Origin of the sequence: Sphingobium sp. TCM1 (assembly GCF_001650725.1) — a bacterium.
GTDB lineage: Bacteria > Pseudomonadota > Alphaproteobacteria > Sphingomonadales > Sphingomonadaceae > Sphingobium.
The window spans coordinates 217,350-242,276 of sequence record NZ_LXVX01000016.1 but is presented as its reverse complement, the minus strand read 5'-3'; the positions used below and the strand labels follow the sequence as shown (position 1 = coordinate 242,276).

Sequence of the window (24,927 nt, the reverse complement as noted above, 5' to 3'; positions counted from 1 at the left end):
GGAGCGTGCGTCGATGCGCGCCCTGATGGGCCTGCGTGCGCTTGACGGTGAGGCTGCGGGGCGGATATTGGAGGCGCAGCTGCACGCTGCCGATCGCATGGCGATCCTGCGCCATGGCATGAATCTGTGCGGCATGTTGTTCGTCTGGCAGGTTTTCTCCCATTGTTGCTCGGCCCTGCGGCTGGGACTGTGGAGCGGGGGGCTGATCGCCGCCACGGTGATCATGATGCTGCTGGATGATCGGCGTCGCCGGGCTAGCGTGGATGCAGCGGGTCTGCGGTGGCATGGACTTGGCGCTTGGCTGCACGGGCTCGCTTGGACGGCCACCATGCCCGCCTTGTCTCATATGGGCGCGACCGAGGAACTGGTGGCGCTCTGGACCCTGGTCAGCTGCGTCATGGTGTGTGGCGCGATCAGCTATGCGGCGACGCCGCTGGCAGCCAGCGCTTTCCTGCTCACCTGCATCCTCGGCTTGTTCGCCATGTTCGACGATAACGGTCAACTCCCGCTGCGCGCGCTTTCGACCAGCTATGCGCTGCTGTTGCTGGCGGGCTGCTGCATCTATGCTCGCACCTTCGCGCGCCAGCACAGCACGACGGCGCAGCTGGAGGAAAAGAGCGAGGTCGTGAGCCTGCTGCTGCGCGAATATGAGGGAGGCGGTTCGGACTGGTTGTGGCAGACCGATCCGCTGCGCCGGATCAGTGGAGTTTCCAGGCGTTTCGCCGACATGCTGGGCCGGACGCCCGAGCAGTTGGAGGGTATGCCGCTCGTCCAGGCGCTCGCTGGCAGCAGCTGGGAGAGCGGGCGATTCGCCGCTGGCCTGCACAGTCTGGCCGACCATCTCAAGCATCGCGAAAGTTTCAGCAACCTGGTGCTGCCGGTCGAGGTTCAGGGCGCCGTTCGCTGGTGGGAATTGTCGGCGTCACCGCGTCATGACGAAGCCGGCGCCTTTCTGGGGTTCCGGGGTGTCGGATCGGATGTCACGATCCAGCGCGAATCGGCCGACAAAATCGCGCAGCTTGCGCGTTTCGATCCGCTGACCGGCTTGCCCAACCGGGCGCATCTGCGGGAGGCGCTCGATCAGGCGATGGCCGAGGAGCAGGGCCGTGCGCCGGGTTGCGCCTTCCTGATGATCGACCTCGATCGGTTCAAGGCGATCAACGATACGCTGGGCCACCAGACGGGTGACCGGTTGCTGAGCCAGGTGGCGCAGCGTCTGCATCAGGTCTGTTCCGGGCGGGGGTTCTGCGGGCGGATCGGCGGCGACGAGTTCGCCGTGGTCATCCCGCACGCCGACAGCCATGGCATCGCCAGATTGTCCAGCGCGATCATCGGAGCGCTGTCGGCACCCTATCAGGTCGATCGGCATGTGCTGCATGTCGGGGCCTCGGTCGGGTCGGCCCAGGCGCCCACCGACGGCACCGAATCCGATGCACTGATCCGCAGCGCCGACCTGGCCCTCTATCGCGCCAAGGGAGAGGGCGGCGGCATCCATTGCGCCTATGAGCCGCAGCTTCACGCCGAGGCCGAGGAACGGCGCCAGCTCGAACTGGCGTTGCGCGATGCATTGGAAAAGGATCAGTTGCACGTCCTCTATCAGCCGGTGGTGGATGCAGCCGAGGGCCGGGTGGTGGGCTTCGAGGCGCTGGTGCGCTGGACCCACCCGGAACTGGGGCCGGTGTCCCCTGTCAAGTTCGTTCCCGTCGCGGAGGAGGCCCGGCTGATCGGTCCGATCGGCGAATGGGTGTTGCGCACCGCTTGCCACCAGGCCACGACTTGGCCCGAGGATGTACGCATTGCCGTCAACGTCTCCGCCGAGCAGCTGACGCATCCCAGCTTCGTCGCGGCGGTGAAGTCGGCCCTGGCGCAGAGCGGGCTCGACGCGCGGCGGCTGGAACTCGAAGTCACCGAGAGCGTCTTCATGAACGATGATGCCGGCGCACTGCGCGTGCTCGACCAGTTGCTGGGCCTTGGCATCCAGCTGTCGCTCGATGATTTCGGCACCGGCTATTCCTCGCTCGGTTATCTCAGCCGCACCCGGTTCGATACCATCAAGATTGATCGCAGCTTCGTTGTCGGCGCGTCGAAGAATGTCGCCGAGAGCCTGGCGATCATCCGCGCCGTCGTGACGCTGGCGGATAGTCTGGGCATGGCGACCACGGCCGAGGGTGTGGAAACGGAGGCCGAACTAGAAATGGTCCGCGCCCTCGGGTGCAGGAAGGTTCAGGGCTATTATTTCGGACGCCCGATGCCGGCCGCCGATGCCGCGCGGTTGTTTCCCAAGCCCTTGCAGCAAGCGATCGCCTGAACGACGGGCTATCTGGCCTGAAGCTGACGCTCCACGAGCGTCCACAACGACGCGAAGGCCTGCGCTGGCGGTGAGGTGGGAGCGAAGGCACCCAGCGGCTTGCGGCGCACTGTCATCTGCTCGATCGTGCTTGCCATCGGAATGGCGTGCCAGCCGGACTGGCTTTCCAGAGCCGCGCGGTGCAGGCCGCGGCGACGATCGACCATCGAATAGACCGGCAGGATCGGCGCATGGCTGCCGCCGCGCTGGACCAGATAGCGGGCGACCTCGCCCATTGCCCGCTGCGATAGCGGGGAGGGGATGACAGGGATGACGATCAGGTCGGCGGCGCGCAGCACCTGTTCGCTGGTTTCGGTCAGCCCCGGCGGGCAATCGAGGATGATGCGGTCATAATCCTTGCCCAGGCTCTCGATCAGCTTCGCCAGCCGCTTCTTCTTGTCCATCTCGCGAAAGAGGTGATCTAGGCCGCGGAGCGATGTGTCGGCGGCGATCAGGTCCAGCCCCGGCACGGTCGAAGGCTGGATCAGCTTCCTGACCTCCACATCCTTGCTGAAGATCGCCTGCGCGGCGTCGCGGCTGGTCATGTCGGTGGAGATGAGCCAACTCGCCGCCGCCTGGGGGTCCAGATCCCATAGCAGCGTGCGCCGCTTCGAGATGCTGGCCGATGCCCAGGCCAGGTTGATCGCGAAGGTGGTTTTGCCCACGCCGCCTTTGAGGCTGTAGACGGCGATGGTCGCCAATGCCGGTTCCTTTGCCATGAACGGGGAGGCTAGTTCGTCCTCGCGCCAAAGCAAGCGCTCAAATCATTGCTTTGTTACGCGGTGGTGACGGTTGGTTCAGGCATAGGCGATCAGTCGTCCGAGCGCCGCCACTGTCAACCACAGTAGAAGCGAAAGGAGCGCCACGACGCGAAGCAGGAGGTGGGGTGTCGTCTCGCCGCGCCACAGCAGTCGGAAGACAAGGACATTGGCCAGCGCGATGGCGATCAGCAGCAGCTTTGCCTGAAATCGTGGCGATCGGACCAGCGCTCCGGCATCGGCGACGAACAGCAGCGTACCGCTCCCGGCGAGCAGCAGCAGACCCACGATCGCAAACGGAGTGAGCGCGCGGCAGAGCGGGACGAGCGGCAGGGTGCGAAAGCAGCCGGCGAGCCGCAGGTCGAGAAGACCGATGCCACCCACCAGCAGGATCAGGCCCAGCAGGTGGACGATATTGGCAAGCGGATAGACCCAGGCCGATTCGCGCGCCATCATTCCCAGCGGGCTGGTCTCCAATGCTGCGGCAAGCTCCGCGATCAATCAGCGCAACTCGACGGTCTTGCCATGCGCGGTGATGCGTTCGATGCGCATTTCCGCCGCGCCGTCGCGACGGGGATAGCCTTCCAGCGTTACCGGCTTGCCGTCGGACAGCATGTCCTTGCTCAGTCCGCGCTGCTCCATCCGGGCAACCGGGGCGAGCACGACGTCCCAAGTCCGTTTCTGCCAGGTCAGCTTCGCGCTCCCGTGCGGATTGCCCCAGCGGACATCGGTGAGCGGCGCGGTGATCTTCATCGTCTTCGATGCGTCGTAGCTGCTCCAGCCATGATGGGCGATGGCGGTGGCTGGAACGGACAGGAGGAAGGCGGCGACCCATAAGCGGTTCATGGCAGGACTCCCGGTTGACCTGTCAACAGGACTCCTGGATGCCGCCACGGTTCCTCCGACCGCATCGCGACGCGGATTAAAGGACGTCGCGCGTCTTTTCCGGCGGGCGGGCGATGACGGCGCCCTTGTCGGTGATGACGATCGGGCGTTCGATCAGGATCGGGTGCCGCGCCATCGCGTCCAGCACGGCAGCGTCGTCGCTGGTGTCGAGGCCGATGTCCTTCACCACGGCCTCGCCCTTGCGGACGGCTTCGGACGGGCGGACGCCGGCCCTGGCCAGCACGGCCTCGATCTCCGTGCGGGTGGGCGGCGTCTTCAGATAGTCGAAGACCTCCACCTCAACGCCCGGCATCTCCGTCAGGATCGCCAGCGCCTGACGCGACTTGGAACAGCGGGAGTTATGCCAGATGCTGGCCTTCACGCCTTGTCCTCACGCGCCAGCCAATCCTCCAGCCACTTGATCGTATAGTCGCCGTTGAGGAAATCGGGATCGGTCAGCAGCGCCTGATGCAGCGGGATGGTGGTCTTCATCCCCTCGATCACATATTCGTCCAGCGCGCGCTTGAGCCGCATGATCGCGCCCTCGCGGGTGCGGCCATAGACGATCAGCTTGCCGATCATGGAGTCATAATAGGGCGGTACCCGATAGCCTTGATAGAGACCGCTATCGACGCGGACGTGCATCCCGCCCGGAACATGATAGCTGGTGACGACGCCCGGCGAGGGAGCAAAGGTCTTTGGGTCCTCGGCGTTGATGCGGCATTCGATGGCATGGCCGGTGAAGCGGATATCCTCCTGCGCCACCGACAGGGGCTTGCCTTCGGCGACGCGGATCTGTTCGCGTACCAGGTCGAGGCCGGTGATCATCTCCGTCACCGGATGTTCCACCTGAAGCCGGGTGTTCATCTCGATGAAGTAGAATTCGCCATTTTCCCACAGGAACTCGATCGTGCCCGCGCCGCGATAGCCCATGTCGGCCATCGCCTTGGCGCAGATGCCGCCAATGCGTTCCCGTTCGGCCTGCGACAGAACGGGGGAGGGGGCTTCCTCCAGCACCTTCTGGTGACGGCGCTGGAGCGAGCAGTCGCGTTCGCCGAGGTGAATGGCGTTGCCTTTGCCGTCGCCGAAGATCTGGATTTCGATATGGCGCGGATTTCCGAGATATTTCTCGATATAGACGGTGGCGTCGCCAAAGGCGGCCTTCGCTTCGGACCCCGCCTGCTGCATCAGCGTTTCAAGGCTGTCGGGCGAGGTGCAGACCTTCATGCCGCGACCTCCGCCGCCCGATGCCGCTTTGATGATGACGGGATAACCGGCCGCCTCGGCAATCGCCTTGGCCTCTTCAAGGTCGCTGACCGCGCCGTCCGAACCGGGGACGAGCGGCAGGCCGAGCGCGCCGGCAGTGCGCTTCGCCTCGATCTTGTCACCCATGGTGCGGATATGTTCGGGCTTGGGACCGACGAAGGCGATCCCGTGCGCCTCCACGATTTCGGCGAACTTGGCGTTTTCGCTGAGGAAGCCATAGCCGGGGTGGATCGCGTCCGCGCCACTGATCTCCGCCGCCGAAATGATCGCGGCGATGTTCAGATAGCTGTCCTTGGCCGCGGGCGGGCCAATGCAGATCGCTTCGTCGGCGAGGCGCACATGCATGGCGTCCGCGTCGGCGGTGGAGTGGACCGCGACGGTCTTGATGCCCATTTCATGGCAGGCGCGGTGGATGCGGAGCGCGATCTCGCCGCGGTTGGCGATCAGCAGCTTTTCGATGGCCATGAGCGATGCGGGCCTTATTCGATCACGATCAGCGGCTGGTCATATTCGACCGGCTGGCCGTTATCGACCAGCACCGCCTTGACCGTGCCGGCCGAGGGAGCGGTGATCGCGTTCATGACCTTCATGGCCTCCACGATCAGGACGGTTTCGCCGGCGGCGACCTGCGATCCGATGCGGGCGAAGGGCGCGGCGCCCGGTTCGGCCGAGAGATAGGCGGTGCCGACGATCGGCGACTTGACCACGGTGCCGGCGGGGAGGCCGGATTCGGCCGCCGTAGCGGGAGCGGCGGGCGCAGCGGCCGGGGCAGCAGCGACGGGGGCGGCGGCCGGCGCGGCGGCATAGACGGGCGCGGCGGCGGACGCGGCCTTGCGCGCGACGCGGATCTTCCGATCGCCATCTTCCACCTCGATTTCCGTCAGGTTGGTGTCGTCCAGCAGCGCGGCGAGATCGCGCACCAGCTGCACGTCAACCTGCATTGCGCCCTTTTCCTGTTTTTCGGTCATGTGAAGTCCCTGGCCGGTGAATGTCGTTTCTGGTGCCCGCGCCTATGCGTATTTACGGCAAAGCGCAACTTTCGTGCGTCGAGTTACAATTCGAGCGCGGCTTCCAGCGCAAGCATGTAGGAGAGCGGGCCAAAGCCCGCGATCGTCCCCCTGGCCGCCATCCCGACATAGCTTTTGTGGCGAAAAGGCTCGCGCGCGTGCGGATTGGACAGGTGGATTTCGATCACCGGCACGGTGACCGCCTTGATCGCGTCATGCAGGGCGATCGACGTGTGGGTCAGGCCGCCGGGGTTCATGATGATGGCGTGCGCGCCCTCCTGATGCGCTTCCTGCACCCAGTCGATCAGATGGCCTTCATGGTTGGACTGGCGGAAATCAATCTCCACATGGGCGCGATTGGCCGCGTCCTCCATCCGCTCGGCGATATCGTCCAGCGTGTCATAGCCGTAAATGTCCGGCTCACGGGTGCCGAGCATGTTGAGATTGGGTCCGTTCAGCACATAGATTTTGCGCGTGTCGGCCAAGGCGATCCCCCTTCTTCTGTTGCGAGCCGGGGACAAGCGCCCCTATATGCGGCCACGATCCTTAGCCCTTCCTGTCTCGCCTAGTCGAGACACTTCGCATGTTCGGGAAAGCATAGTGAGCATAGACGGCACCATTTCCATCCGCATCAATGGCGAGCATCGCCGCATCCGCGAGGGACAGACCCTGGCCGAACTGGCCAGCGAACTGGGCTTCGTGCCGGAAAAGGTGGCGGTGGAGCGCAATCTGGAGGTTGTGCCGCGTTCCACCCTGGCGCAGGTCCGGGTCGAGGATGGCGACGAACTGGAGATCGTGCATTTCGTGGGTGGCGGCGACGTGACCGCCCTGGATGATGACAGCTGGACCGTTGCGGGCAAGACATTCCGATCGCGCCTGATCGTGGGGACGGGCAAATATAAGAGCTTCGAGCAGAATGCGGCGGCGCTGGCGGCGTCGGGGGCGGAGATCGTCACGGTCGCGGTGCGGCGCGTGAATGTCAGCGATCCTAAGGCGCCGATGCTGACCGACTATATCGACCCGAAGAAGATCACTTATCTGCCCAACACCGCGGGCTGCTTCACTGGAGAGGAGGCGATCCGCACCCTGCGGCTGGCGCGCGAGGCGGGCGGATGGGATCTGGTCAAGCTGGAGGTGCTGGGCGAGGCGCGGACGCTCTATCCCGACATGGTCGAGACTCTTCGTGCTACGGAAGTTCTCGCCAAGGAAGGCTTCAAGCCGATGGTCTATTGCGTCGACGATCCGATCGCGGCCAAGCGGCTGGAGGATGTCGGCGCGGTCGCGATCATGCCGCTGGGCGCGCCGATCGGGTCGGGGCTGGGCATCCAGAACCGGGTGACGATCCGCCTGATCGTGGAAGGCACCAAGCTGCCCGTTCTGGTCGATGCGGGCGTTGGCACCGCATCGGAAGCGGCGCAGGCGATGGAACTGGGCTGCACCGGCGTCCTGATGAACACCGCGATCGCCGAAGCGAAAGACCCGGTGCTGATGGCCGCCGCGATGAAGGCGGGCGTGGAAGCGGGCCGCATGGCCTATCGCGCCGGGCGCATGGGCAAGCGGATGTATGCCGATCCCTCGAGCCCGCTGGCCGGGCTGATCTAGGGGCGGGCGTTCGGAGCGACGCGCCGGTTGGGTTCTCCTCCGAAGTTCACACTGTCGTCGGGCTTTTCGGGCCGATTGCGCTCGCGACGCTTCCGCGATGCGCCTGCGACACGTCCCCGACGCGCCGGTCGGGTCCCATCCACGCGCGCCTGACGCGACGGGCACGCGTCGGCCCCGTCACGGGCGCGCCCCTGTTGTGGGATGGTCGCTGTGGGGTAGTGGACAGGGGGGATTGGGGCGCGCGGATCCATCGCCGAGGGTGGATCAGAGCCGCGCCGGATAGGAAAGTCGTTTGTGGCGCGCGCGGGCGGCGGGCGACATCGGGTGGGGAAATCGGCTGCTTTGGGGGAGTTGTGTCGCGCCGTCGACAGCAGGACACCCCTCCGTCAGGCCTGCGCCCTGTTCAACAGAGGCGTGTGACTCTGTTGAACTCCCCTTCCAGGAGAGGATGGCCAGTAACAGTCCCTGGCGCTCACGTCCCTTTTAGGGAGAGGTTAGGGGGGGGGCGCTTGCGACCAGTTTTTGCCGTTCAATGGCGCGAGAGCCATGCCCGAAAGCGGTCCATAAACGTCGGCTTTTGCAGCAAGCGAACAGCATCAGGTTCGGGGATGCCAAGCAGATAGGCAATCTCAGCAAATGAGATGTCGGGCTTTTCTCGACGTAAGTCTTCGGCCGTCCAGACCAGTCCCGGCGAACGACGGTCGAGAAATGTCCACGGTGTGCTCATGGTTCGGCCGATCCTTAAAACCTGCTCGTAGGTCATGAACTCGTCGGGCCACCGCCCATTTTCCACAGCGGCTTGCCGAACGGACGGTGTGATGCGGCGCAGATAGTGATTGTCGTAAATGCGCTCGTCGGATGCGATCATCCAATCTTGCGAACACCGGTGACAGTTTGAGACATAGAGCCACCATTGATCGCCTCCATGCTCGACGAGCCGCTCAAAGGACGCAAATACGCGTTCATCCAAACCATCGGAACCCATCGGGACCACAGCAAGATCAGGCAGCGATCCACAATAGCAGTCCGTGTCAGTTGAGGCCTCATCGTTCATGATGGCGACCTACTGCCGTTGCGGAACGGCAGCTATAGCGTCTTCAACTTTCAGAGCCTTCAGTCGCTTAACCACCGCCTGCCGTCATGCCGGGCTTGACCCGGCATCCATTTGCTCGACGCCTGCACATTCTTGAGAGGTTGAGGCTCATGGATCCCAGATCAAGTCCGGGATGACGGCGTGGGGCAATGTCCGCACTCCACCCCATTTCGTCATTCCTGTGCAGGCGGGGTGCGTCGTGCGCCGGGGGGCATGATGTCGATTTACCTCGTGTTCCCGCGTAGTTCCAGCCGACTGGCCCGGTCGAAGATGGCGAGGACGAGGGGGTCGGTTTCGGCGGCGCGGACGGCGACGTGGAAGTCGACGGGGGGCATGGCGGGGGCGCCCGGTACCGCGACCAGCCGGCCGCTGGCCAGCTGCTGGCGTGCCATGGGCTGGGGGAAGATGCCGATGCCGCCGCCTTCCAGCACGATGTCGATCATGGTGCGGACATTGTTGCACAGGTTGACCGGGCAGTCGGCCAGGGCCGAGGCGGCGATCGCTTCCTTCATGATGCGATAGAGCGGCGAGAGGTTGGAGAGCGACCAGATCGGCGTCCTGGCCGCATCCATGGCCGCCAGCGTCGCCGGGCTGGCCAGCCAGAGCAGATCGACTCCGCCGATCGGCGCGGTGCGCAGCATCGGATGGGCGATCCGGCCGGCGGCGAAGGCGATGTCGGCATGGCCGGACGCCAGTTGCTGGATCAGGTCGGCGGTTAGGGCGATGTCGACCTCAAGGCTGACATGGGGCAGGTCGCGGCCAAGCTGGGCGACGAAGCCGGGCAGGCAGCTGGCCGCCGCGATCTCGCCCGCGCCGATGCGGATGATGCCGGTCGCGCCCGCTATGTCGCTGCATCCCATCAGCACGCCCTGGAAGCGCGCCCAGAGCGGTTCGCTTTCGCGCACCAGTTCGCGCCCGGCGGGGGTGAGCGCCATCGTCCGCCCCTCGCGCCGGAAGAGCGCGGTGCCGAGATGGCTTTCCAGTTCGCGCACCCGGGCGGAAATGGCGGGCTGGGTCGTGTTCAGGCGCGCCGCCGCCGCCGCGAAGGTGCCGAGCCGGGCGATCCACAGCAACGTTTCCAGATGGTAGAAGGCGATGCGATTGATAGACATTGTTTTGTCTTAACCGAAAAAACAAATCATTGGTATTGATCGGTCGGCCTGCCTAGAAGATTGCCAACTTTGAGAAGGATGGATGCCGATGGTCAAGAAGCTCTACCCCGACGCCGCTTCTGCGCTGGACGGATTGCTGTTCGACGGGATGCATCTGTGCGCGGGCGGCTTCGGCCTGTGCGGCATTCCCGAACGGCTGATCGACGCGATCCGCGATTCGGGCGTCAAGGACCTGACCATCGCCAGCAACAATGCCGGGATCGACGGCGAGGGGCTGGGCAAGCTGTTGCGCACGAAGCAGGTGAAGAAGATGATCTCCTCCTATGTCGGGGAGAATAAGGAATTCGAGCGGCAATATCTGGCCGGCGAGCTGGAGGTGGAATTCTGCCCGCAGGGGACGCTGGCCGAGCGGTGCCGCGCGGGCGGGGCGGGCATTCCCGGCTTCTACACCAAGACCGGCGTCGGCACGGCCGTGGCCGAGGGCAAGGAAGTCAAGACTTTCGACGGGCAGGACTATATCCTCGAGCGCGGCATCTTCGCCGATGTCGCGATCATCAAGGGCTGGAAGGCGGACGAGAGCGGCAACCTGATCTTCCGCAAGACCGCGCGCAACTTCAACCAGCCGATGGCGACCGCCGCGAAAATCTGCGTCGCCGAGGTCGAGGAAGTGGTGCCGACCGGCAGCCTCGATCCCGACGCGATCCACCTGCCGGGCATCTATGTGAAGCGCATGATCGTGGGCGCGCCCTATGACAAGAAGATCGAGTTCCGGACGGTGCGGGCACGGGAAGCGGCGTGATGGCGCAGGCGATGCGCCGCGCGGGCGTGATGCTGCTCGTGGCGCTCGGCGGATGTTCGGCCCAGCGGCCGGCCGCGATTCGGGCAGTGCCGGCCAACCCGCCTGCGGGGATGCAATATCTCTACGGGTCGGGCGAGGCGGCGGCGCTGTCGGCGCAGGCCTGGCAAGGGCTGCTCGGCTATGTGGCGGCCAGGGTGAAGGCGCGCCCGGCCGATAGCGTGGTGCTGGCGGAGGGCGCGCGCCTGGACGCGCCGACATTTCTGCCATGCCGGGGCAAGCCGCTCGCCGTAGTGTTCGACGTCGACGAGACGGTAATGCTGAACATCGGCTATGAATATCATGATGCCAGCACCGGCCGGGGATGGAACGAGGCGGACTGGGACGCCTGGGAAAAGACCGGCCAGGGCGCGGTCGGGCCGGTGCCAGGCGCGGCGGAAGGACTTCGGGCGCTGCGGGCGATGGGCGTGACCGTGATTTTCAACACCAACCGGTCGGCGGCCAATGCCGATGCGACCGTCCGGGCGATCAAGGCGGCCGGCCTTGGCGAGGCGGTGCATGGTCAGACTCTGTTTCTGAGCGGCGACGACGCCATGGGATCGCGCAAGGATGGCCGCCGCTGGACGATTTCCGCCCGCTATTGCGTCATCGCCATGGGTGGCGACCAACTGGGCGATTTTTCCGACCTGTTCAATGCGGACAAGCCTTCGCCCGCTGCCCGCCGCGCCGCGACCATGCGGCCGCCGATCGCGGGCCTGTGGGGCAATGGCTGGTTCGTGATGCCCAATCCCGTCTATGGCAGCGGCCTCAAGGGCGGGTTCGACGATGTGTTTCCGATGGACAAGAGGTGGGCGCCGCCCGCCGAAGGGGAGAAGTGACGATGCCCTGGACTCGTGACGAGATGGCCGCGCGCGCGGCGAAGGAATTGCAGGACGGCTTCTATGTGAACCTGGGCATTGGTATTCCGACGCTGGTGGCGAACCATATACCCGAAGGCGTGGAGGTGACGCTCCAGTCGGAGAACGGGATGCTGGGCATCGGCCCCTTTCCCTATGAGGGCGAGGAGGATGCTGACCTCATCAATGCGGGCAAGCAGACGATCAGCGAACTGCCGCAATCGGCCTATTTCTCCAGCGCCGACAGTTTCGCCATGATCCGCGGCGGGCATATCGACCTGACCGTCCTGGGGGCGATGGAAGTGGCCGAGAATGGCGACATTGCCAACTGGATGATCCCTGGCAAGATGATCAAGGGCATGGGCGGCGCCATGGACCTGGTGGCAGGCGTCAAAAAGATCATCGTGGTGATGGAGCATACGTCCAAGGACGGCACGCCCAAGTTCATTCCGGCCTGCACCCTGCCGCTGACCGGCAAGAATGTGGTCGACATGATCGTCACCGACCTCTGCGTCTTCCAGCGTCCTGACCATGACAGCCCGTTCCGGCTGGTCGAGCTGGCGCCGGGCGTGACGGCGGAGGAAGTCGCTGCTAAGACGAGCGCCCATTATCTGAGTTAAGGGCGTTTCATGAGCCTCGACGGCACCTATGACGAGAGCAATGTCTTTGCGTTGATCCTGGCGGGCAAGATCCCGGCGACGGCGCTTTACGAGGACGAGACGACCTTCGCCTTTCTCGACATCATGCCGCAGACCCGAGGCCATGCGCTGGTCATTTCCAAATGGTCGAAGGCGCGCAACCTGCTGGAGATCGAGGAGGAGGCGCTGGCGCAGGTGATGGCGACCACCAAGAAGGTCGCCACCGCCATCCGCCGGGCGCTGAATCCCGACGGCATCCAGATTGCCCAGTTCAACGGCGCGCCGGCGGGGCAGACCATCTTTCACCTGCATGTCCATATCCTGCCGCGCTGGGAGGGCGACCCCAGGGGCTTTGCCGCCCATGGCCATGGCAAGCAGGCCGATATGACGGCGTTGCAGGCGCTGGCCGACGAGATTCGCGCGCAGTTCTGATGCCTCTTTTCTTTAATGCCGGCCTGTGGAACAGGCGCTGACATGGCTTTGCGTCCCTTTAATGCGCCCGGCGCGCGGCTGGCCCTGCGGACGAAGCGGGCCAGCGAGCGCTTCCAGGGGCGGCGCGGCGAGAGCGAGGTCGTTCTGGACCTGTCGCGGCTGCTCTCGCGCGCCTTCCATCCTTCGCCCACCGGGATCGACCGGGTCGAATATGTCTATGCGCGCGAATTGCTGGAGCGGATTCCGAACCGGCTGGCCTTTGCCGCGGTCCATCCGGCGGGCGGCTATTATGGCCGGTTGAGCAGCGCGGCCGTCCGGCAGTTCCTGGCCTTCACGGCGGCGAAATGGCGCAACGACGGTTCGGCCGACGCCGGGGAGGGCAAGGCGGCCGTCATTCGCCACATGTTCGCCACCCGGCCCCGGCCCGTCCCGCGCGCCAGCGGTCCGCGCCTCTACCTCCAGGTGTCGCCCCATCATCTGGACAATCATGACCAGGTTGGTGCGATCCTGCGCGCTGAGGGCGCGAAACTGGTGACGCTGGTGCATGACGTCATCCCGCTCAGCCATCCCGAATATGCCCGGCCGCAGGGCGCCGACGAACATCGCCGGCGGGTGCGCACGATCGACAGCCATGCCACCGGCATCATCGGCAACAGCCAGGCGACGATCGACGCGCTCGCGCCGCACATGCAGCGGGGGCTGGAGGGGCGCGTGGTGCGCGTCGCTCATTTCGGCGCGGACCCGCCCGACATTTTCGGCACGCTGGACACGGACCTGCCGACGCGTCCCTATTTCGTCTATATCTCGACCATTGAGCCGCGGAAAAACCATCTGCTGCTGCTCAACATCTGGCGGCGGCTGGTGGAGGAGCAGGGCGACAGGGCGCCGATGCTGGTGCTGATCGGCCGGCGCGGCTGGGAGAATGAGAATGTCATCGATATTCTCGAACGGGCCGAGGCGCTGCGCGGCCATGTGATCGAGGCGGGGGAAGTGTCGGACAGCCGGATGCAGGCGCTGGTCGCCCATGCGCGGGCGATGCTGATGCCCTCCTTCGCCGAAGGATTCGGGATGCCGGTGGTCGAGGCGCTGGCGGCGGGCGTGCCGGTGATCTGCAGCGACATCGTCGCCCATCGCGAGGTGGGCGGGGCCGCGCCCGACTATCTCGATCCGCTGGACGGGCTGGGATGGATGCGCGCCGTCTGCGCCTATGCGCGGGCGGATTCCCCGGAACGCGCGGCGCAACTGGCGCGCATCGTCGACTGGCGGGCGCCCACCTGGCGTGACTATTTTGACATCATCATCGACCTGATCGAAGAAGTAACGGCTTCTGTTTCTTGACCTTCGCCACCTTGCTGCCCAAGGATGGGCAAAAGGGGCTTGAAGATGCGGTGCGCGGTGCGCTCACGGAATAGATGGCGCGGGGTCGCGGTGGTTCGGGCGCGTGCGGCGGCGGCACCCGCCGATTGACGCTGATGGCTCCTTTTCTCCGATCCCCGCCCTTCCCGCATGTCGCGCCGTCCGCGGCGGCGATCAGCGCGCCCCTTGATGGCGTCGAGGACGGACATGGCATCTGGGACGATGTGCTCGACGCCTTGGTCGCGGCGCGCGTGGGCGGCAGTTTCTGGGGACGGCAACCGGCCCCGGCACGGGTGCTGGTGCGGATCGGAACGCCGATCGACCCCGGTGCGCTGGCCGGGCTGATGGAGGACCAGATCGGCTTGCTGCCGGGGAAGGGCCAGGCGCCCGTGCCGGGCCGGATGCTGCCGGCGGACTGCGACCCCTGGTGGATGATCGCGGGCGCGCAGACGCTCCATGCGAGCGAGCAGGATGAATGGGCGCTGGTGGCCGGGCTGCTCGATGTGCCGGTGATCGGCCCGGAGGGACGACGGATCGATCCGGCGCGGTTGCGCGCGGAAACGGGGCGGCGGATCGCGGGCGCGCGCTATCGCGACCCCTTCACCGGCCGGCAGACGGACGCGGCGACGGCGATCAGGCTTCTGGCCGACTGGCGCCGTCATCTGGACGGCAATCGTGGCATCGTCGCGGCGAGCGGCATGGCCTTCTGGAAGCGGGAGGCGATCCGGGAATTTCTGTGGGACGGGGCGCATTCGCCGCCCTTCCAGTCGGTATCGCGCGGGTTGCGTCGCGCGCGGCTTGCGCGGGGCGCGCTGGCGATCTGGCACGTCGCGCGTGCCGCCGGACACGGTCCAGGAGGCTGCGGCGCAGCAGGTGCCGCTGGCGCGGGTGGAGGATGGTTTCATCCGGTCCCGCGGCCTGGGCGCGGCGCTCCATCCACCCGGTTCGGTGGTCGTCGACCGCACCGGCATTTATTATAACGCGCGCGCGGCGAACGATCTGGAGACCCTGCTCGCAACCCATGCGTTCCCGGCGCCGCTGATCGAGCGCGCGGCGAGGCTGCGCGCGCGCATCTGCCTGGCGGGCGTGACCAAATATGGGCCGGAGGCAGGACGGATGCTGGCATTGCCGGCGGGGCGGCGCACCGTGCTGGCGATCGGACAGGTCGATGACGACCTGTCGGTTCGGCTGGGCGGGGCTGGCGTCGACGGGAATCTGGATTTTCTCGCACGGGTCCGACGCGCCGAGCCGGACGCCTGGATCGTCTACCGTCCTCATCCCGACGTGCAGGCGGGGCATCGCAAGGGGCACCTGTCCGAAGCCGCGGTGCTGGCCCATGCCGATGCGATCGACAGCGGCGCGCCGCTGATGGAACTGGTGCAGGCGGTGAACGAAGTGCATGTCCTGTCGTCGCTGACCGGGTTCGAGGCGCTGATGCGCGGCCGTCCCGTGACGGTGCATGGTATGCCCTTCTATGCCGGCTGGGGATTGACCCGCGACCTGGCCCAGCCAAGCGCCCGGCGGGGGCGGCGGCTGACCCTGGATCAGCTTGTCGCTGCTGCCCTCATTCTCTATCCTCGCTATCTGGATTTGCAGACGCGATTGCCATGTGGACCCGAAGTGATGGTGGAGCGTATGACGGACGGGTCGAAACCAACGGCAACGTCATTGATGAGATTGCGGGCATTACAGGGAAAGATAAGAAGATTTATGACATTGTCCGCGGAGTATCTTCATGGCTGACGTGCCGGTGAAGACTTTCCTGTTTCTTCAGGGGCCGCACGGACCCTATTTCGCGATGCTGGCCGACGCGCTCAAGGCGCGAGGGCATCGCGCCCTGCGAATCAACATCAATGGCGGCGACAAGGTCGACTGGCCGGGCGAGGCGACCGACTATCGCGGCACCTTCCGGAACTGGCCGCTTTTCTTCGACGATTTTATCGTCAATCATGGCGTTACCGACCTGATTCTCTATGGCGACTGCCGCCCCTATCACACGTCGGCACATGCGATGGCACGGCTGCGGGGGCTGCGGGTCCATTGCATGGAGGAAGGCTATATCCGTCCCGATTTCCTGACGTTGCAGGATGACGGCGTGAACGGCAATTCGACCCTGCCGCTCGATCCGCAATGGTATCTCGACCAGGCGAAGGGGCTGCCCGAATATGAGGGCGTGTTGCCGCCCGTCCCCTCGACCTTCCGGGCGCGGGCGCGCAACACCATGCGCAACGGGTTGGCCGCGGCGCTGATGCGGCCGCTCTTTCCCTTCTACCGCACGCATCGGCCGCACAGTTTCCTGCTGGAATCGATCGCCTGGTGCGGCAAGTTGCTCGTGCGCAAGAGCGAGACGCGACAATCGTTGAAAATGTGGGAAGCGGTCAAGGATCGGCCCTATTTCACATTGCCGCTGCAACTCAATTCCGATTACCAGATCCGGGTCCATTCCCCCTTCGGCAACATGCGCGCCGCGCTGCGCTTCGTCATCAAGAGCTTCGCCCGCCACGCGCCCGAGGATGTGTCACTGCTGGTCAAGCGCCATCCGCTCGATCCGGGGCTGGTTGCGTGGAGTCGGCTGACTCGCAAGCTGGCCGCGCATTATGGCGTCGCCGATCGCGTTTTTTATCTGTCCGACTGGGACGTCGCTGAAGTCGTGCGCAAGTCGCTTGGCGTGGTGACCGTCAACAGTACCGTCGGTACGCTGGCGCTCAACAGCGGCAAACCGGTCGTCGTGTTGGGCCACGCCGTCTATAAAGTACCGGGCGTCGTCCATCGCACCGGGTTGGACGATTTCTGGGCTACGCCATCCCCGCCCGACATGGCGCTCTATTCCGCCTTCCGGCGCGTGTTGGTGGATCGTTGCCTGATTCGGGGCGGATTGCTGAGCGCGGAAGGGTTGCAGATGCTTGTCGCCAATGCGGTCGAGCGGCTGGAAAAAGAGCCTTCCGAAGTGTTGCCTCTGCCGCGGCAGGCCGCAAGCAGGCGGCCGCCGATGGGTATGGTGCGTGGTGATGCGGCCTGACCAGCGACGTCAGGCCCGGTAGAAGACGACGACGTCAATCTGTTCGCGATTTAGCTGGGAGTTGCTCGCAGAAGGCGAGTATTGGATGCCCGACGAGGATTCGAACCTCGATTGACGGAGTCAGAGTCCGTAGTCTTACCTTTAGACGATCGGGCATCGTCGGCGGGGCCAGCCCCGCTTGGGAAGCCGCAGATAGGTGGGGTTTGAAAGTCGGTCAAGCCTTTTTGTGCACCTCTTCTATCGACTTTCGCAAGCCGGAGGTCATGGGAAGAAAAGCGTTCGGCCTTCCACATGCGGCGGCCCGCGGCCGGCACGGCATCGAAGCGGGCAGGGCGACCAGCGCCGCCGGGCCGACGAGCGAACGTTGCCGCACCTAATAGTAGCGGAACGAGGCCTGTGTGTCGGAATGCCCCGCTTGAAATAGCGCGAAACAACATGATGTAGCGCGCTGCGAACCTTCGCCTGGCGTGGCGGCTCAGTCGCCGGGCATCTCGACGATGATGTCCGCCAGTCTTTCGGCTTCGCGCAGTTCGTGGGTGACATAGAGGATAGGCAGGCCGATCTCGTCGCGCAGCCGCTCGATCAGCGGCACGATTTCCGCCCGTCGCGCCTGGTCCAGGCCGGTGAGCGGTTCGTCCATGAGCAGGAAGCGCGGGGCTGAGAGCAGGGCGCGGCCGATCGCGACCCTCTGTGCTTCGCCGCCCGAGAGGCTGGCGGGCATACGGTGAAGCAGATGGCCGATGCCGAGGAAGGCGAGGATTTCCGCCTGCGACAGCGCGCCGCCGGGGCGTCGGCCGTAGCGCAGATTGGCCTCCACCCGCATATGGGGGAAAAGGCGCAGATCCTGGAACAGATAGCCGGCATGACGCTGCGCGACCGGCAGGTCTATGCCGGCTGCGCGGTCGAACAGGCGCTCGCCGCCGATGGCGATATGGCCTTCATCGGGCGGCAGCAGGCCGGCGATCATGTTGAGGACGCTGGTCTTGCCGACGCCCGAGGGGCCAGTGAGAGCGATCAGCCGGGCGTCCGAGCGGCAGGTGAAGGCGATGGTGCGATCACCCAGGCGGCGGCGGACGCCGATGTCGAAGCGCATGGGGTCGAAGGGCATGGCGTCAAAGGGCATAGCGTCAAAGGACATGGGGCGCACGTCCATGGGTCATGCGGCGCGCGAGCAGTTCGGACAGGAGCAGCGCGCCGAGTGACAGCAACACCGAAATGATGGCGAAGCGGCTGACCGTCGCTTCGGCGCCTGGCATCTGGAGCGCGGCATAGATGGCGATCGGCAATGTGCGGGTTTCGCCGGGAATGTCGGAGACGAAGGTGATGGTCGCGCCGAATTCCCCGATCGAGCGGGCGAACCCCAGCATCGCGCCCGCCAGCACGCCGGGCAGGGACAGCGGCAGCGAAATAGACAGGAAGGTGCGAATGCGGGATGCGCCCAGCGTCTGCGCCGCCTGTTCCAGCCGCCGATCGACGGCTTCGATCGAAAGGCGCATCGCCCGCACCATCAGCGGCATGGCCATGATCGCGGCGGCGAGCGCCGCGCCGGTCCAGCGGAACAGCAGGGTGACGCCGAACCACTGGTCGAGCCAGCGGCCGATGGGGCCGTTGATGCCGAAGAGAATCAGCAGCAGCCATCCGGTCACGACCGGCGGCACGACGAGGGGCAGGTGGACCAGCGCGTCAAGCAGCAGCTTGCCGGGGAAGCGCCGGCGCGCCAGTATCCACGCCAGGCCGAAGGCGACCGGCAGCATGGCCGTCACCGCGACCAGGCTGACCTTCAGCGACAGGCTGATGACGGTCCAATCGTCGGGCGTCAGGGAAAAATCCATGCCCGCTGCGTGGGGGATATGCGCCGTTCCGTCAAGAAAGCCAGGCTGTGCCGAATATGAATGTCTTGCCCACCATGTTTTTAATTTGTCGCATTTTTCCTATTGCGACGCGATTGGCTTTGGCTGGAAAAGGGCGTCACGTTGGCGTAGCGCCCGGTCATCCGAGGGTCGCAACCGCTCTATTTTTCACTTCATCCGACAGGACAGGTGCATGAAAGAATTGATCGCCTTCGATCTCGACGGAACGCTGGCCGAAAGCAAGCAGCCTTTGGGCGAAGCGATGGGGGAAGCGATGGCCGACCTGCTGGAGGTCGCGCATGTCGCGGTGATTTCCGGCGGCGACTGGCCGCAGTTCGACAAGCAGGTGGCGAGCCGGCTGCCAGCGCGGGCGGACGTGACGCGGCTGTGGCTGATGCCGACGACCGGCACCAAGCTGTTCACCTGGCGTGATGGCGGCTGGCATCCGGTCTATGCCGAATTGTTCGATGCTGGGCAGAAGGGCGCGATCCTGGAGGCGTTCGACGCGTCGCTGGAGGCGACCGGCTTCGTGCCCGAACAGACCTGGGGCGAGCGGATCGAGGATCGTGGCAGCCAGATCACCTTCTCCGCGCTCGGCCAGCAGGCGCCGATCCATGCCAAGGAAGGGTGGGACCCCGATTTCGCCAAGCGCAAGGTGATCCAGGCGGATCTGCGCCAGCGTTTGCCGGGCCTGTCGATCAACATGGGAGGCGCGACCTCGATCGACATCACGCGCGAGGGCGTTGACAAGGCCTATGGTCTCAAGAAGCTGCGCGACGCGAGCGGGATCGCGCTCGACGCGATGATGTTCATCGGCGACGCCATCTTCCCCGGCGGCAACGACTATCCGGCCAAGGAACTGGGGCTGGATACGGTGCGGGTGCGCGATCCGGAGGAAACGCTGGCGGTCATCGCCGCGATCGTCGCCTGCCAGAAATGAGGATCAGGGCGCGCTGAAGCCGTAGCGCGCCAGGATCGACCGGCCGATCGAGGACAGCAGGAAGCGACGGAAGGCTTCGGCGTCCTTGTGCCGGCTGGAGGCCAGCCGGGCGACAGGATAGCGGATCGGCGCGTGGCTGCCGGGGGGGAAGGTGCCGACCAGGGCGACGTTCCTGCTGGCGCGCGCATCGGTTGCATAGACGATGCCGAGCGGGGTGGCACCGCGTTCGACCAGGGCGAGCGCGGCGCGGACATTGTCGGCGCGCGCGACCTTGTGTTCGACAGATGCCCACACGCCCAGCGCGGTGAGCGCCGCCTTTCCATATTTCCCGGCCGGCACGCTATCGGGATCGGCCATGGCGAGGCGTCCGTCGCCCAGCGCACGCGCGATCGGCATTCCGCGCGCGATGCGCAAATGGACCGGCTTTGCCGCAGGCCGCACCAGCACGAGCCGATTGCCCGCCATATTGGCCCGCGTGCCGCGTACCACCAGTCCCGCGCCTTCCACATCGTCCATCCATTCCTCGTCGGCGGACAGGAACAGATCGGCGGGGGCGCCGGCCCTGATCTGTCGCGCGAGGGCGGAGGAACCGGCAAAGGACAGGACCGGGCGTGGATGGCCGCGCGCCGCCCATGCGTCCGCCGCAGCGTTCATGGCTTCCTGCATACTGGCGGCGGCCAGCAGCAGCGGGCCGCGATCGCCGGGTGCGGCAGGGGCCAGGGAGGCGCCGACCAGAGCGATCAGCGCGAGGGCGCGGAACAGGAGCGTCATCATGCCCGCCTGTGTGCGCCGGGGAGGATGCCGAGGCAAGTGCCGCTTTTGTCCTCCGCTTCAATGCGCTAGGGGCGGAACATGAGCGATCGTATCGGGACATCGCACTGAGATGGCGATCGTGAGAAGCCAGTGCGGCCAGTGCGCCTTAGGGTGCGGCATCCGCGTGCTGACCGGTGAGGACCGCGATCTGCGGATCGAGGGCGACCCCACCCACCCTGCGAATGGCGGGCTGCTTTGCGCGCGGGGGCGTGCGCTCGAGCTAGGCGAAGGGCTTGACGGCCGGTTGCTTCATCCTCTGGTGCAGGGGCGACGGCAAGGATGGGAGCGCGTGATCGCGCAGCTTGCGCGGCGGTTGTCCGCCATCCGGGCGCGCCATGGCCCCGGCAGCATCGCGCTCCATGTGGGCGGCGGCCTGCTGACCGAGGATTATTATGTCGCCAACAAGCTGATGAAGGGCTTTTTCGGGTCGGCCCATATCCATGCGCCCTGGCTGGGCGATGTCGGGCGGTTGCAGCGCGCCGCCTATGGCGAGGATGTCATGCCGGGTACATTGGAGGATGTCGGCCGGGCGGGCACCATCCTGCTGCTGGGTGGGCAGATCAGCCGCGACCATCCGGTGCTGATCGACCGGGTGCAGGCTGCGCGGGCGGATGGCGCGCGGCTGATCCATGTGGCGACGGCAGGCGAGCAACTTGGGCCGGAGGCGGACCTCCATCTCTCTATCGCTGCGGGGAGCATGGCGCGGCTGATCGGCGGCTTGCTGCTCCATTGCCGCGATGCCGGGGTAGCCAAAGCTGCTGGCCTTGTCGTGCCGGACGGCTATTGGGATGATCTGCGCCGAGGTCATGACATCTGGTCGGTTGCCCGTGCCTGCGCCGTACCGCCGGCGACGATCCGCGGCTTTTATGAGACGTGGGTCGCGGAGGGTCGTGCGGTGACGCTGGCGGCCGGGGCGGACCGGGCGACGGCGGCGGCGATCCTGAACCTGCATCTCGCCACGGCGCGCATCGGCCGTCCGGGCACCGCGCCCTTCCTGATCGGCGGCGGGGCCAACGGCATGGGCGCGCGCGAGGTGGGGTGCATGGCCGATGGCCTTGCCGCGCATATGGGTTTCGATGCCGGGGCACTGGACCGGACCGCCCGCTTCTGGGGCGCGCGCGACCTGGTGCGCGGGGCGGGGTTGGAGGGCGAGGCGCTGCTGCGCGCCATGCGCGACGGGGAGGTGAAAGCGCTGTGGAGCATCGGGCCGGATGAGGCGGCTTCAGACTGGCTGAGGGAAGCCCGCGCGCTGGTGCCGCTGTCGATCCGCGCGACGGACCGGGGCGAGCCGGATGCGGGCGGCTGGACTTTCCAACTGCCCTCGGCGGCCTGGATCGAGAAGGACGGGACGCTGACCGGCATGGACCGGCTGATCAGCCGCCAGCGTCGCCTGCTCGATCTGCCAGGAGAGGCTCGGCCGGACTGGTGGATGCTGACCAAGGTGGCCCAGGCGATGGGATGGGGCGACGCTTTCCATTATGAATGGGCGGCCGATATCTATCGCGAGCATGTGCGGCTGACCGCCTATCGCAATGACGGCGCGCGGCTGCTCAACCTTAAGCGCCATGCGCCGATCTCCAACCCGGCCTACGCCGAACTGACGCCATGGCGCTGGGGGGAGGTGCCGTTCGACGAGGGGCGGTTCGCGACGCCGGACGGGCGGCCGCGATTGCTGGGGCCGGGCGATCAGACGGACGCCGCTATCCCCTGAAGATGCGCGAGCAACGCGTCGCCATTGGCCTGCCAGGTGAAGCGCAGCGCGGTTTCGCGCACCGCTGCCTGCGCGGGCGGATCATCCAGGATCGCGCGGATGGCGGCGGCGATGGCTTCGGGATCGCGCGCCACGATCTGCCCCGCCTCCGGCCGGTCGAGCAGTTCGCGCGCGCCCCCCACGTCGCTGATGACGATGGGGGTGCCGCACGCCAGCGATTCGACCCAGGCATTGGCGAGACCTTCCGATTCGGACGGCAGCGCCATGACATCGGCGGCGGCGAAGATGCGGGGCAGCTTGTGATGCGGGACCGAGCCGAGAAAGCCGATCCGCCGTTCCACGCCTAGTTCCTGTGCGAGATTTTCCAGCGTGCGCCGGTATTGCCCCTGACCCGCCAGCAGCAGCGTGACGTCGGGCAGATGCGGCAGCGCGCGCACCAGCAGATCCTGGCCCTTGCGTGGAATGAGCGCGCCGACGCTGAGCACTACGGGGCCGTTGAAGTCGAGCGCCGCCTTGGCCGCGGCGCGGTCGGTGATTTCGAATGTGTCGAGATCAACGCCAGTATAGTGGACGCGGATCTTGTCTCCGTCGATTCCCATCCGCATCATCGATCGCCGCATCGCGTCGGACACGGCGAGGAGTCCGGCGGCGCCGTCGGCTGCCTTGCGCACCATGTGGCGCGTGCCGCCCTGCGTCCCCCAATAGTGGATGTCGGCGCCGCGGGCCTTCACCGAATAGGGGACGCCCAGCGCCTTCGACAATCTTTGCGCCACCGGGCCATCGGGGAAGAAGAAGCTGGCGTCGATCACGTCGAAGGACTTTTCGGCGTGCAGCCGCCTCACCAGCGGCAGGATCGCACGGGTCATGGCGCCGACATTGGCGCGCCCGCCGAATTTGGGGATGATGGAAAAAGTCGGGCGATAAACGGTCAACTCGCGCCATCGCTCCTTGCGCGGCAGGGCGCGGAGCGCGGCGTAGCGGCTGGCGAGCGACAGCGGCCAGGGCGGCAGTCCGACCGGCGCGACCACGGTCACGTCGGCTTCCGGGCGGCTGGCCAGTTCGCGCGCCTGTCTTTCCACGAACACGCCGAAATTGGGCCGGCTGATGTCGGGAAAGAGGGTCGACAGCATGAGGACGTTGAGTGTCATGGTCCCTCTTTTGGATGCACAGCTTTGACTTATGGTTAAGCGCAGAGCGACAAATTGGCTAGGGGAGCGAATGTGGCATGTGCATCCCCTTTGGGTGGCGGAGTGGCATCACAGGGTGCAACCGCCCCGCTACAGGCGTCGCACCAGCTGTTCGGCGACGGCGGCCCAGGGCGGGTCGGTCAACACCAGCTGCCTGGTGCCCGAACCGAGCGGCAGAAGTTGCAGGCGGTCGCCTTCCCGCCCGATCAGCCGCCCGAACAGGAAGCGTCCGGCGGGCCGGGGCAGCAATATGTCGCGATTGAGCGCGCTGGCATAATCGTCTGGCGCGATGCGGCGGCACCAGATGGCGTCTCCCGCGCGATAGTCGCCGATGCTGGCGCCCACATGCACGCCCACCATGCCGTCCGACCCGATCGGGGGCGGGAAGGACAGTGGACGGGTCGGCGCGCGTGCGCCGTCGGGGCCGAGCAGGGCGGCGACCGCCACTTCGCTCTGTCCCGGCAGCGCCACCAGTTCGGCGCTGGTCACGCCAAGCGCCTGCGCGATGCGGTTCAGCCATTTGACAGACACGGTGCGGGTTCCGGTTTCCAGTCGCCCGATCGTCTGTGCAGTGGTAGGCGGATCGCACAGGGCGCCGACCTGTTCCAGGGTCAGTCCCTTCGCCTTGCGGACCTCGCGGATGCGGGTAATCATTGCGGACCTCACGATAACCTATTTGGTTTTCCGTTTCCTACAGATTATCCGATATGGCAAGCCTTATCCTCATGATTCTTAGGATGGAGGCGCGGATGACGAACCATGTCGAGCAGCAGGTCGAAGGGCCGGACGGCCAACGGCGGACGGTAATGGTCCATCTTGGCGAGTCGCCTCTGTCCTGGCTGCACGCGCGCGGCCATCTGAGCGAGCGCCATTTTGTCGCGGGCGACATGCTGCGTGCCGACTGGGAAAGGGCCGGGCTGGGCGCGCGCGTGACGATGCGCTGGGATGCGGCCCCGCGCGAGGGCGGACGGCGCGGACCGGGCCGCCGGAGTGATCCGACCTTGGCGCAACTGTCCGCCCGCGAGCGGTTCGACGGGGCGATCGGGGCCGCCGGGCCGGGGCTGGCGGACATATTGTGGCGGGTCGCCTGTGCCGGCGAAGGGCTGGTTACGGCGGAAAAGGCGCTGGGCTGGCCGAGCCGGGCGGGCAAGCTGGTGCTGACCCTGGCGCTGGACCGGGTCGCATCCTGGTATCGGGTGCCGTAAAGACGGGCTTCGAC

General features: G+C 66.1%; 25 protein-coding genes, 1 tRNA gene and 1 pseudogene. 12 read left to right on the top strand and 15 right to left on the bottom strand.

What is annotated here, in order from left to right; all coding sequences use genetic code 11:
- Positions 1 to 13: 13 nt before the first annotated feature.
- Entirely contained in the window at positions 14 to 2,308 is a 2,295-nt protein-coding gene (locus tag A7Q26_RS13710; RefSeq protein WP_232313795.1) for a putative bifunctional diguanylate cyclase/phosphodiesterase, read from the top strand.
- Between the two features lie 8 nt (positions 2,309 to 2,316).
- Here the strand turns inward: A7Q26_RS13710 and A7Q26_RS13705 are convergent, their stop codons facing one another.
- The 7 genes from A7Q26_RS13705 to aroQ all read right to left on the bottom strand — a co-directional run bounded on the left by A7Q26_RS13705 (position 2,317) and on the right by aroQ (position 6,748).
- A complete protein-coding gene (locus A7Q26_RS13705) occupies positions 2,317 to 3,066 on the bottom strand; it encodes a ParA family protein (protein WP_066860476.1) in 750 nt (249 codons plus the stop codon).
- 78 nt (positions 3,067 to 3,144) lie between these two features.
- The gene (locus A7Q26_RS13700) at positions 3,145 to 3,606 is read right to left on the bottom strand and encodes a DUF6644 family protein (protein ID WP_198162937.1); all 462 of its coding nucleotides are present in this window, start codon (positions 3,604 to 3,606) and stop codon (positions 3,145 to 3,147) included.
- Complete coding sequence (locus A7Q26_RS13695) at positions 3,607 to 3,951, bottom strand: DUF6152 family protein (protein WP_066860473.1); 345 nt, start codon at positions 3,949 to 3,951, stop codon at positions 3,607 to 3,609.
- Positions 3,952 to 4,027: 76 nt separating this feature from the next.
- A complete protein-coding gene (arsC, locus tag A7Q26_RS13690; protein WP_066860470.1) occupies positions 4,028 to 4,372 on the bottom strand; it encodes an arsenate reductase (glutaredoxin) in 345 nt (114 codons plus the stop codon).
- On the bottom strand, positions 4,369 to 5,721 hold the full coding sequence (gene accC, locus A7Q26_RS13685) for an acetyl-CoA carboxylase biotin carboxylase subunit (protein ID WP_066860467.1): 1,353 nt from the start codon (positions 5,719 to 5,721) through the stop codon (positions 4,369 to 4,371). Before accC ends, arsC begins: the two co-directional genes overlap by 4 nt.
- Positions 5,722 to 5,735: 14 nt before the next feature.
- Positions 5,736 to 6,224, bottom strand: coding sequence for an acetyl-CoA carboxylase biotin carboxyl carrier protein (accB, locus tag A7Q26_RS13680; RefSeq protein ID WP_066860464.1), 489 nt, complete (start codon positions 6,222 to 6,224; stop codon positions 5,736 to 5,738).
- A gap of 83 nt (positions 6,225 to 6,307) precedes the next feature.
- Positions 6,308 to 6,748, bottom strand: a complete 441-nt coding sequence (gene aroQ, locus A7Q26_RS13675) for a type II 3-dehydroquinate dehydratase (protein ID WP_066860461.1) — start codon at positions 6,746 to 6,748, stop codon at positions 6,308 to 6,310.
- A gap of 115 nt (positions 6,749 to 6,863) precedes the next feature.
- Between aroQ and thiS the strand changes: the two genes are divergently transcribed.
- The gene (gene thiS / locus A7Q26_RS13670; protein ID WP_084439118.1) at positions 6,864 to 7,865 is read left to right on the top strand and encodes a sulfur carrier protein ThiS; all 1,002 of its coding nucleotides are present in this window, start codon (positions 6,864 to 6,866) and stop codon (positions 7,863 to 7,865) included.
- A 529-nt stretch (positions 7,866 to 8,394) separates the two neighbouring features.
- Here the strand turns inward: thiS and A7Q26_RS25180 are convergent.
- Together A7Q26_RS25180 and A7Q26_RS13660 are read right to left on the bottom strand one after the other, a co-directional pair.
- A complete protein-coding gene (locus tag A7Q26_RS25180; protein WP_157102550.1) occupies positions 8,395 to 8,919 on the bottom strand; it encodes a hypothetical protein in 525 nt (174 codons plus the stop codon).
- Between the two features lie 263 nt (positions 8,920 to 9,182).
- Complete coding sequence (locus A7Q26_RS13660) at positions 9,183 to 10,070, bottom strand: LysR family transcriptional regulator (RefSeq protein WP_066860456.1); 888 nt, start codon at positions 10,068 to 10,070, stop codon at positions 9,183 to 9,185.
- A gap of 88 nt (positions 10,071 to 10,158) precedes the next feature.
- Between A7Q26_RS13660 and A7Q26_RS13655 the strand changes: the two genes are divergently transcribed.
- The 7 genes and pseudogenes from A7Q26_RS13655 (at position 10,159) to A7Q26_RS13625 (ending at position 17,207) form a co-directional block, all read left to right on the top strand.
- Positions 10,159 to 10,869, top strand: a complete 711-nt coding sequence (locus tag A7Q26_RS13655; protein ID WP_066860601.1) for a CoA transferase subunit A — start codon at positions 10,159 to 10,161, stop codon at positions 10,867 to 10,869.
- A complete protein-coding gene (locus tag A7Q26_RS13650) occupies positions 10,869 to 11,744 on the top strand; it encodes a 5'-nucleotidase, lipoprotein e(P4) family (RefSeq protein WP_066860453.1) in 876 nt (291 codons plus the stop codon). Before A7Q26_RS13655 ends, A7Q26_RS13650 begins: the two co-directional genes overlap by 1 nt.
- A 2-nt stretch (positions 11,745 to 11,746) precedes the next feature.
- A complete protein-coding gene (locus A7Q26_RS13645) occupies positions 11,747 to 12,382 on the top strand; it encodes a CoA transferase subunit B (protein ID WP_066860450.1) in 636 nt (211 codons plus the stop codon).
- Between the two features lie 9 nt (positions 12,383 to 12,391).
- Positions 12,392 to 12,832 carry an HIT family protein gene (locus tag A7Q26_RS13640; protein WP_066860447.1) on the top strand — a complete coding sequence of 147 codons (441 nt, stop codon included), beginning with the start codon at positions 12,392 to 12,394 and terminating at the stop codon, positions 12,830 to 12,832.
- Between the two features lie 42 nt (positions 12,833 to 12,874).
- Entirely contained in the window at positions 12,875 to 14,170 is a 1,296-nt protein-coding gene (locus tag A7Q26_RS13635) for a glycosyltransferase family 4 protein (RefSeq protein WP_066860445.1), read from the top strand.
- A 134-nt stretch (positions 14,171 to 14,304) separates the two neighbouring features.
- Positions 14,305 to 15,931 (top strand): annotated as a pseudogene (locus A7Q26_RS13630) (capsular polysaccharide export protein, LipB/KpsS family).
- Positions 15,924 to 17,207 (top strand): capsule biosynthesis protein, encoded by a 1,284-nt coding sequence (locus A7Q26_RS13625; protein ID WP_066860442.1) that lies wholly within the window; start codon positions 15,924 to 15,926, stop codon positions 17,205 to 17,207. The pseudogene A7Q26_RS13630 and the gene A7Q26_RS13625 overlap by 8 nt, the downstream one beginning before the upstream one ends.
- A gap of 82 nt (positions 17,208 to 17,289) precedes the next feature.
- Here the strand turns inward: A7Q26_RS13625 and A7Q26_RS13620 are convergent.
- From A7Q26_RS13620 to modB, 3 genes are all read right to left on the bottom strand, one after another.
- Positions 17,290 to 17,363 (bottom strand) — tRNA-Gln (locus A7Q26_RS13620).
- A gap of 319 nt (positions 17,364 to 17,682) precedes the next feature.
- Complete coding sequence (locus A7Q26_RS13615) at positions 17,683 to 18,300, bottom strand: ATP-binding cassette domain-containing protein (RefSeq protein ID WP_066860598.1); 618 nt, start codon at positions 18,298 to 18,300, stop codon at positions 17,683 to 17,685.
- A 34-nt stretch (positions 18,301 to 18,334) separates the two neighbouring features.
- Positions 18,335 to 19,039 carry a molybdate ABC transporter permease subunit gene (gene modB, locus A7Q26_RS13610; RefSeq protein WP_066860439.1) on the bottom strand — a complete coding sequence of 235 codons (705 nt, stop codon included), beginning with the start codon at positions 19,037 to 19,039 and terminating at the stop codon, positions 18,335 to 18,337.
- Between the two features lie 211 nt (positions 19,040 to 19,250).
- On the opposite strand from modB, the gene A7Q26_RS13605 reads away from it, so the two are divergent.
- Positions 19,251 to 19,997 carry an HAD-IIB family hydrolase gene (locus A7Q26_RS13605; RefSeq protein ID WP_066860436.1) on the top strand — a complete coding sequence of 249 codons (747 nt, stop codon included), beginning with the start codon at positions 19,251 to 19,253 and terminating at the stop codon, positions 19,995 to 19,997.
- Positions 19,998 to 20,000: 3 nt separating this feature from the next.
- Here the strand turns inward: A7Q26_RS13605 and modA are convergent, their stop codons facing one another.
- On the bottom strand, positions 20,001 to 20,771 hold the full coding sequence (modA, locus tag A7Q26_RS13600) for a molybdate ABC transporter substrate-binding protein (protein WP_066860433.1): 771 nt from the start codon (positions 20,769 to 20,771) through the stop codon (positions 20,001 to 20,003).
- A gap of 109 nt (positions 20,772 to 20,880) precedes the next feature.
- Between modA and A7Q26_RS13595 the strand changes: the two genes are divergently transcribed.
- Positions 20,881 to 22,521 (top strand): molybdopterin oxidoreductase family protein, encoded by a 1,641-nt coding sequence (locus A7Q26_RS13595; RefSeq protein ID WP_066860431.1) that lies wholly within the window; start codon positions 20,881 to 20,883, stop codon positions 22,519 to 22,521.
- Here A7Q26_RS13595 and A7Q26_RS13590 read toward each other — a convergent pair.
- Both A7Q26_RS13590 and A7Q26_RS13585 read right to left on the bottom strand, forming a co-directional pair.
- Positions 22,497 to 23,669 carry a glycosyltransferase gene (locus A7Q26_RS13590; RefSeq protein ID WP_066860428.1) on the bottom strand — a complete coding sequence of 391 codons (1,173 nt, stop codon included), beginning with the start codon at positions 23,667 to 23,669 and terminating at the stop codon, positions 22,497 to 22,499. The two genes, A7Q26_RS13595 and A7Q26_RS13590, sit on opposite strands and share 25 nt — an antisense overlap.
- A gap of 129 nt (positions 23,670 to 23,798) precedes the next feature.
- Entirely contained in the window at positions 23,799 to 24,362 is a 564-nt protein-coding gene (locus A7Q26_RS13585) for a helix-turn-helix domain-containing protein (protein WP_066860426.1), read from the bottom strand.
- 95 nt (positions 24,363 to 24,457) lie between these two features.
- Here A7Q26_RS13585 and A7Q26_RS13580 point away from each other — a divergent pair, with 95 nt between their 5' ends.
- Positions 24,458 to 24,913 (top strand): DUF6456 domain-containing protein, encoded by a 456-nt coding sequence (locus tag A7Q26_RS13580; protein ID WP_066860595.1) that lies wholly within the window; start codon positions 24,458 to 24,460, stop codon positions 24,911 to 24,913.
- Positions 24,914 to 24,927 lie beyond the last annotated feature (14 nt).

What these genes read in the sequence shown, in the direction of transcription:
- A7Q26_RS13710 (WP_232313795.1), top strand. Translation starts at nt 14, where the DNA reads ATGCGCGCCCTGATGGGCCTGCGTGCGCTTGACGGTGAGGCTGCGGGG.
- A7Q26_RS13585 (WP_066860426.1), bottom strand. Translation starts at nt 24,362, where the DNA reads ATGATTACCCGCATCCGCGAGGTCCGCAAGGCGAAGGGACTGACCCTG.
- A7Q26_RS13595 (WP_066860431.1), top strand. Translation starts at nt 20,881, where the DNA reads ATGGCGATCGTGAGAAGCCAGTGCGGCCAGTGCGCCTTAGGGTGCGGC.
- A7Q26_RS13645 (WP_066860450.1), top strand. Translation starts at nt 11,747, where the DNA reads ATGCCCTGGACTCGTGACGAGATGGCCGCGCGCGCGGCGAAGGAATTG.
- A7Q26_RS13695 (WP_066860473.1), bottom strand. Translation starts at nt 3,951, where the DNA reads ATGAACCGCTTATGGGTCGCCGCCTTCCTCCTGTCCGTTCCAGCCACC.
- A7Q26_RS13590 (WP_066860428.1), bottom strand. Translation starts at nt 23,669, where the DNA reads ATGACACTCAACGTCCTCATGCTGTCGACCCTCTTTCCCGACATCAGC.
- accB (WP_066860464.1), bottom strand. Translation starts at nt 6,224, where the DNA reads ATGACCGAAAAACAGGAAAAGGGCGCAATGCAGGTTGACGTGCAGCTG.
- A7Q26_RS13655 (WP_066860601.1), top strand. Translation starts at nt 10,159, where the DNA reads ATGGTCAAGAAGCTCTACCCCGACGCCGCTTCTGCGCTGGACGGATTG.
- modB (WP_066860439.1), bottom strand. Translation starts at nt 19,039, where the DNA reads ATGGATTTTTCCCTGACGCCCGACGATTGGACCGTCATCAGCCTGTCG.
- A7Q26_RS13625 (WP_066860442.1), top strand. Translation starts at nt 15,924, where the DNA reads ATGGCTGACGTGCCGGTGAAGACTTTCCTGTTTCTTCAGGGGCCGCAC.
- A7Q26_RS13605 (WP_066860436.1), top strand. Translation starts at nt 19,251, where the DNA reads ATGAAAGAATTGATCGCCTTCGATCTCGACGGAACGCTGGCCGAAAGC.
- A7Q26_RS13705 (WP_066860476.1), bottom strand. Translation starts at nt 3,066, where the DNA reads ATGGCAAAGGAACCGGCATTGGCGACCATCGCCGTCTACAGCCTCAAA.
- A7Q26_RS13635 (WP_066860445.1), top strand. Translation starts at nt 12,875, where the DNA reads ATGGCTTTGCGTCCCTTTAATGCGCCCGGCGCGCGGCTGGCCCTGCGG.
- modA (WP_066860433.1), bottom strand. Translation starts at nt 20,771, where the DNA reads ATGATGACGCTCCTGTTCCGCGCCCTCGCGCTGATCGCTCTGGTCGGC.
- accC (WP_066860467.1), bottom strand. Translation starts at nt 5,721, where the DNA reads ATGGCCATCGAAAAGCTGCTGATCGCCAACCGCGGCGAGATCGCGCTC.
- A7Q26_RS13640 (WP_066860447.1), top strand. Translation starts at nt 12,392, where the DNA reads ATGAGCCTCGACGGCACCTATGACGAGAGCAATGTCTTTGCGTTGATC.
- A7Q26_RS13660 (WP_066860456.1), bottom strand. Translation starts at nt 10,070, where the DNA reads ATGTCTATCAATCGCATCGCCTTCTACCATCTGGAAACGTTGCTGTGG.
- A7Q26_RS13615 (WP_066860598.1), bottom strand. Translation starts at nt 18,300, where the DNA reads ATGCGCTTCGACATCGGCGTCCGCCGCCGCCTGGGTGATCGCACCATC.
- A7Q26_RS25180 (WP_157102550.1), bottom strand. Translation starts at nt 8,919, where the DNA reads ATGAACGATGAGGCCTCAACTGACACGGACTGCTATTGTGGATCGCTG.
- A7Q26_RS13580 (WP_066860595.1), top strand. Translation starts at nt 24,458, where the DNA reads ATGACGAACCATGTCGAGCAGCAGGTCGAAGGGCCGGACGGCCAACGG.
- A7Q26_RS13650 (WP_066860453.1), top strand. Translation starts at nt 10,869, where the DNA reads ATGGCGCAGGCGATGCGCCGCGCGGGCGTGATGCTGCTCGTGGCGCTC.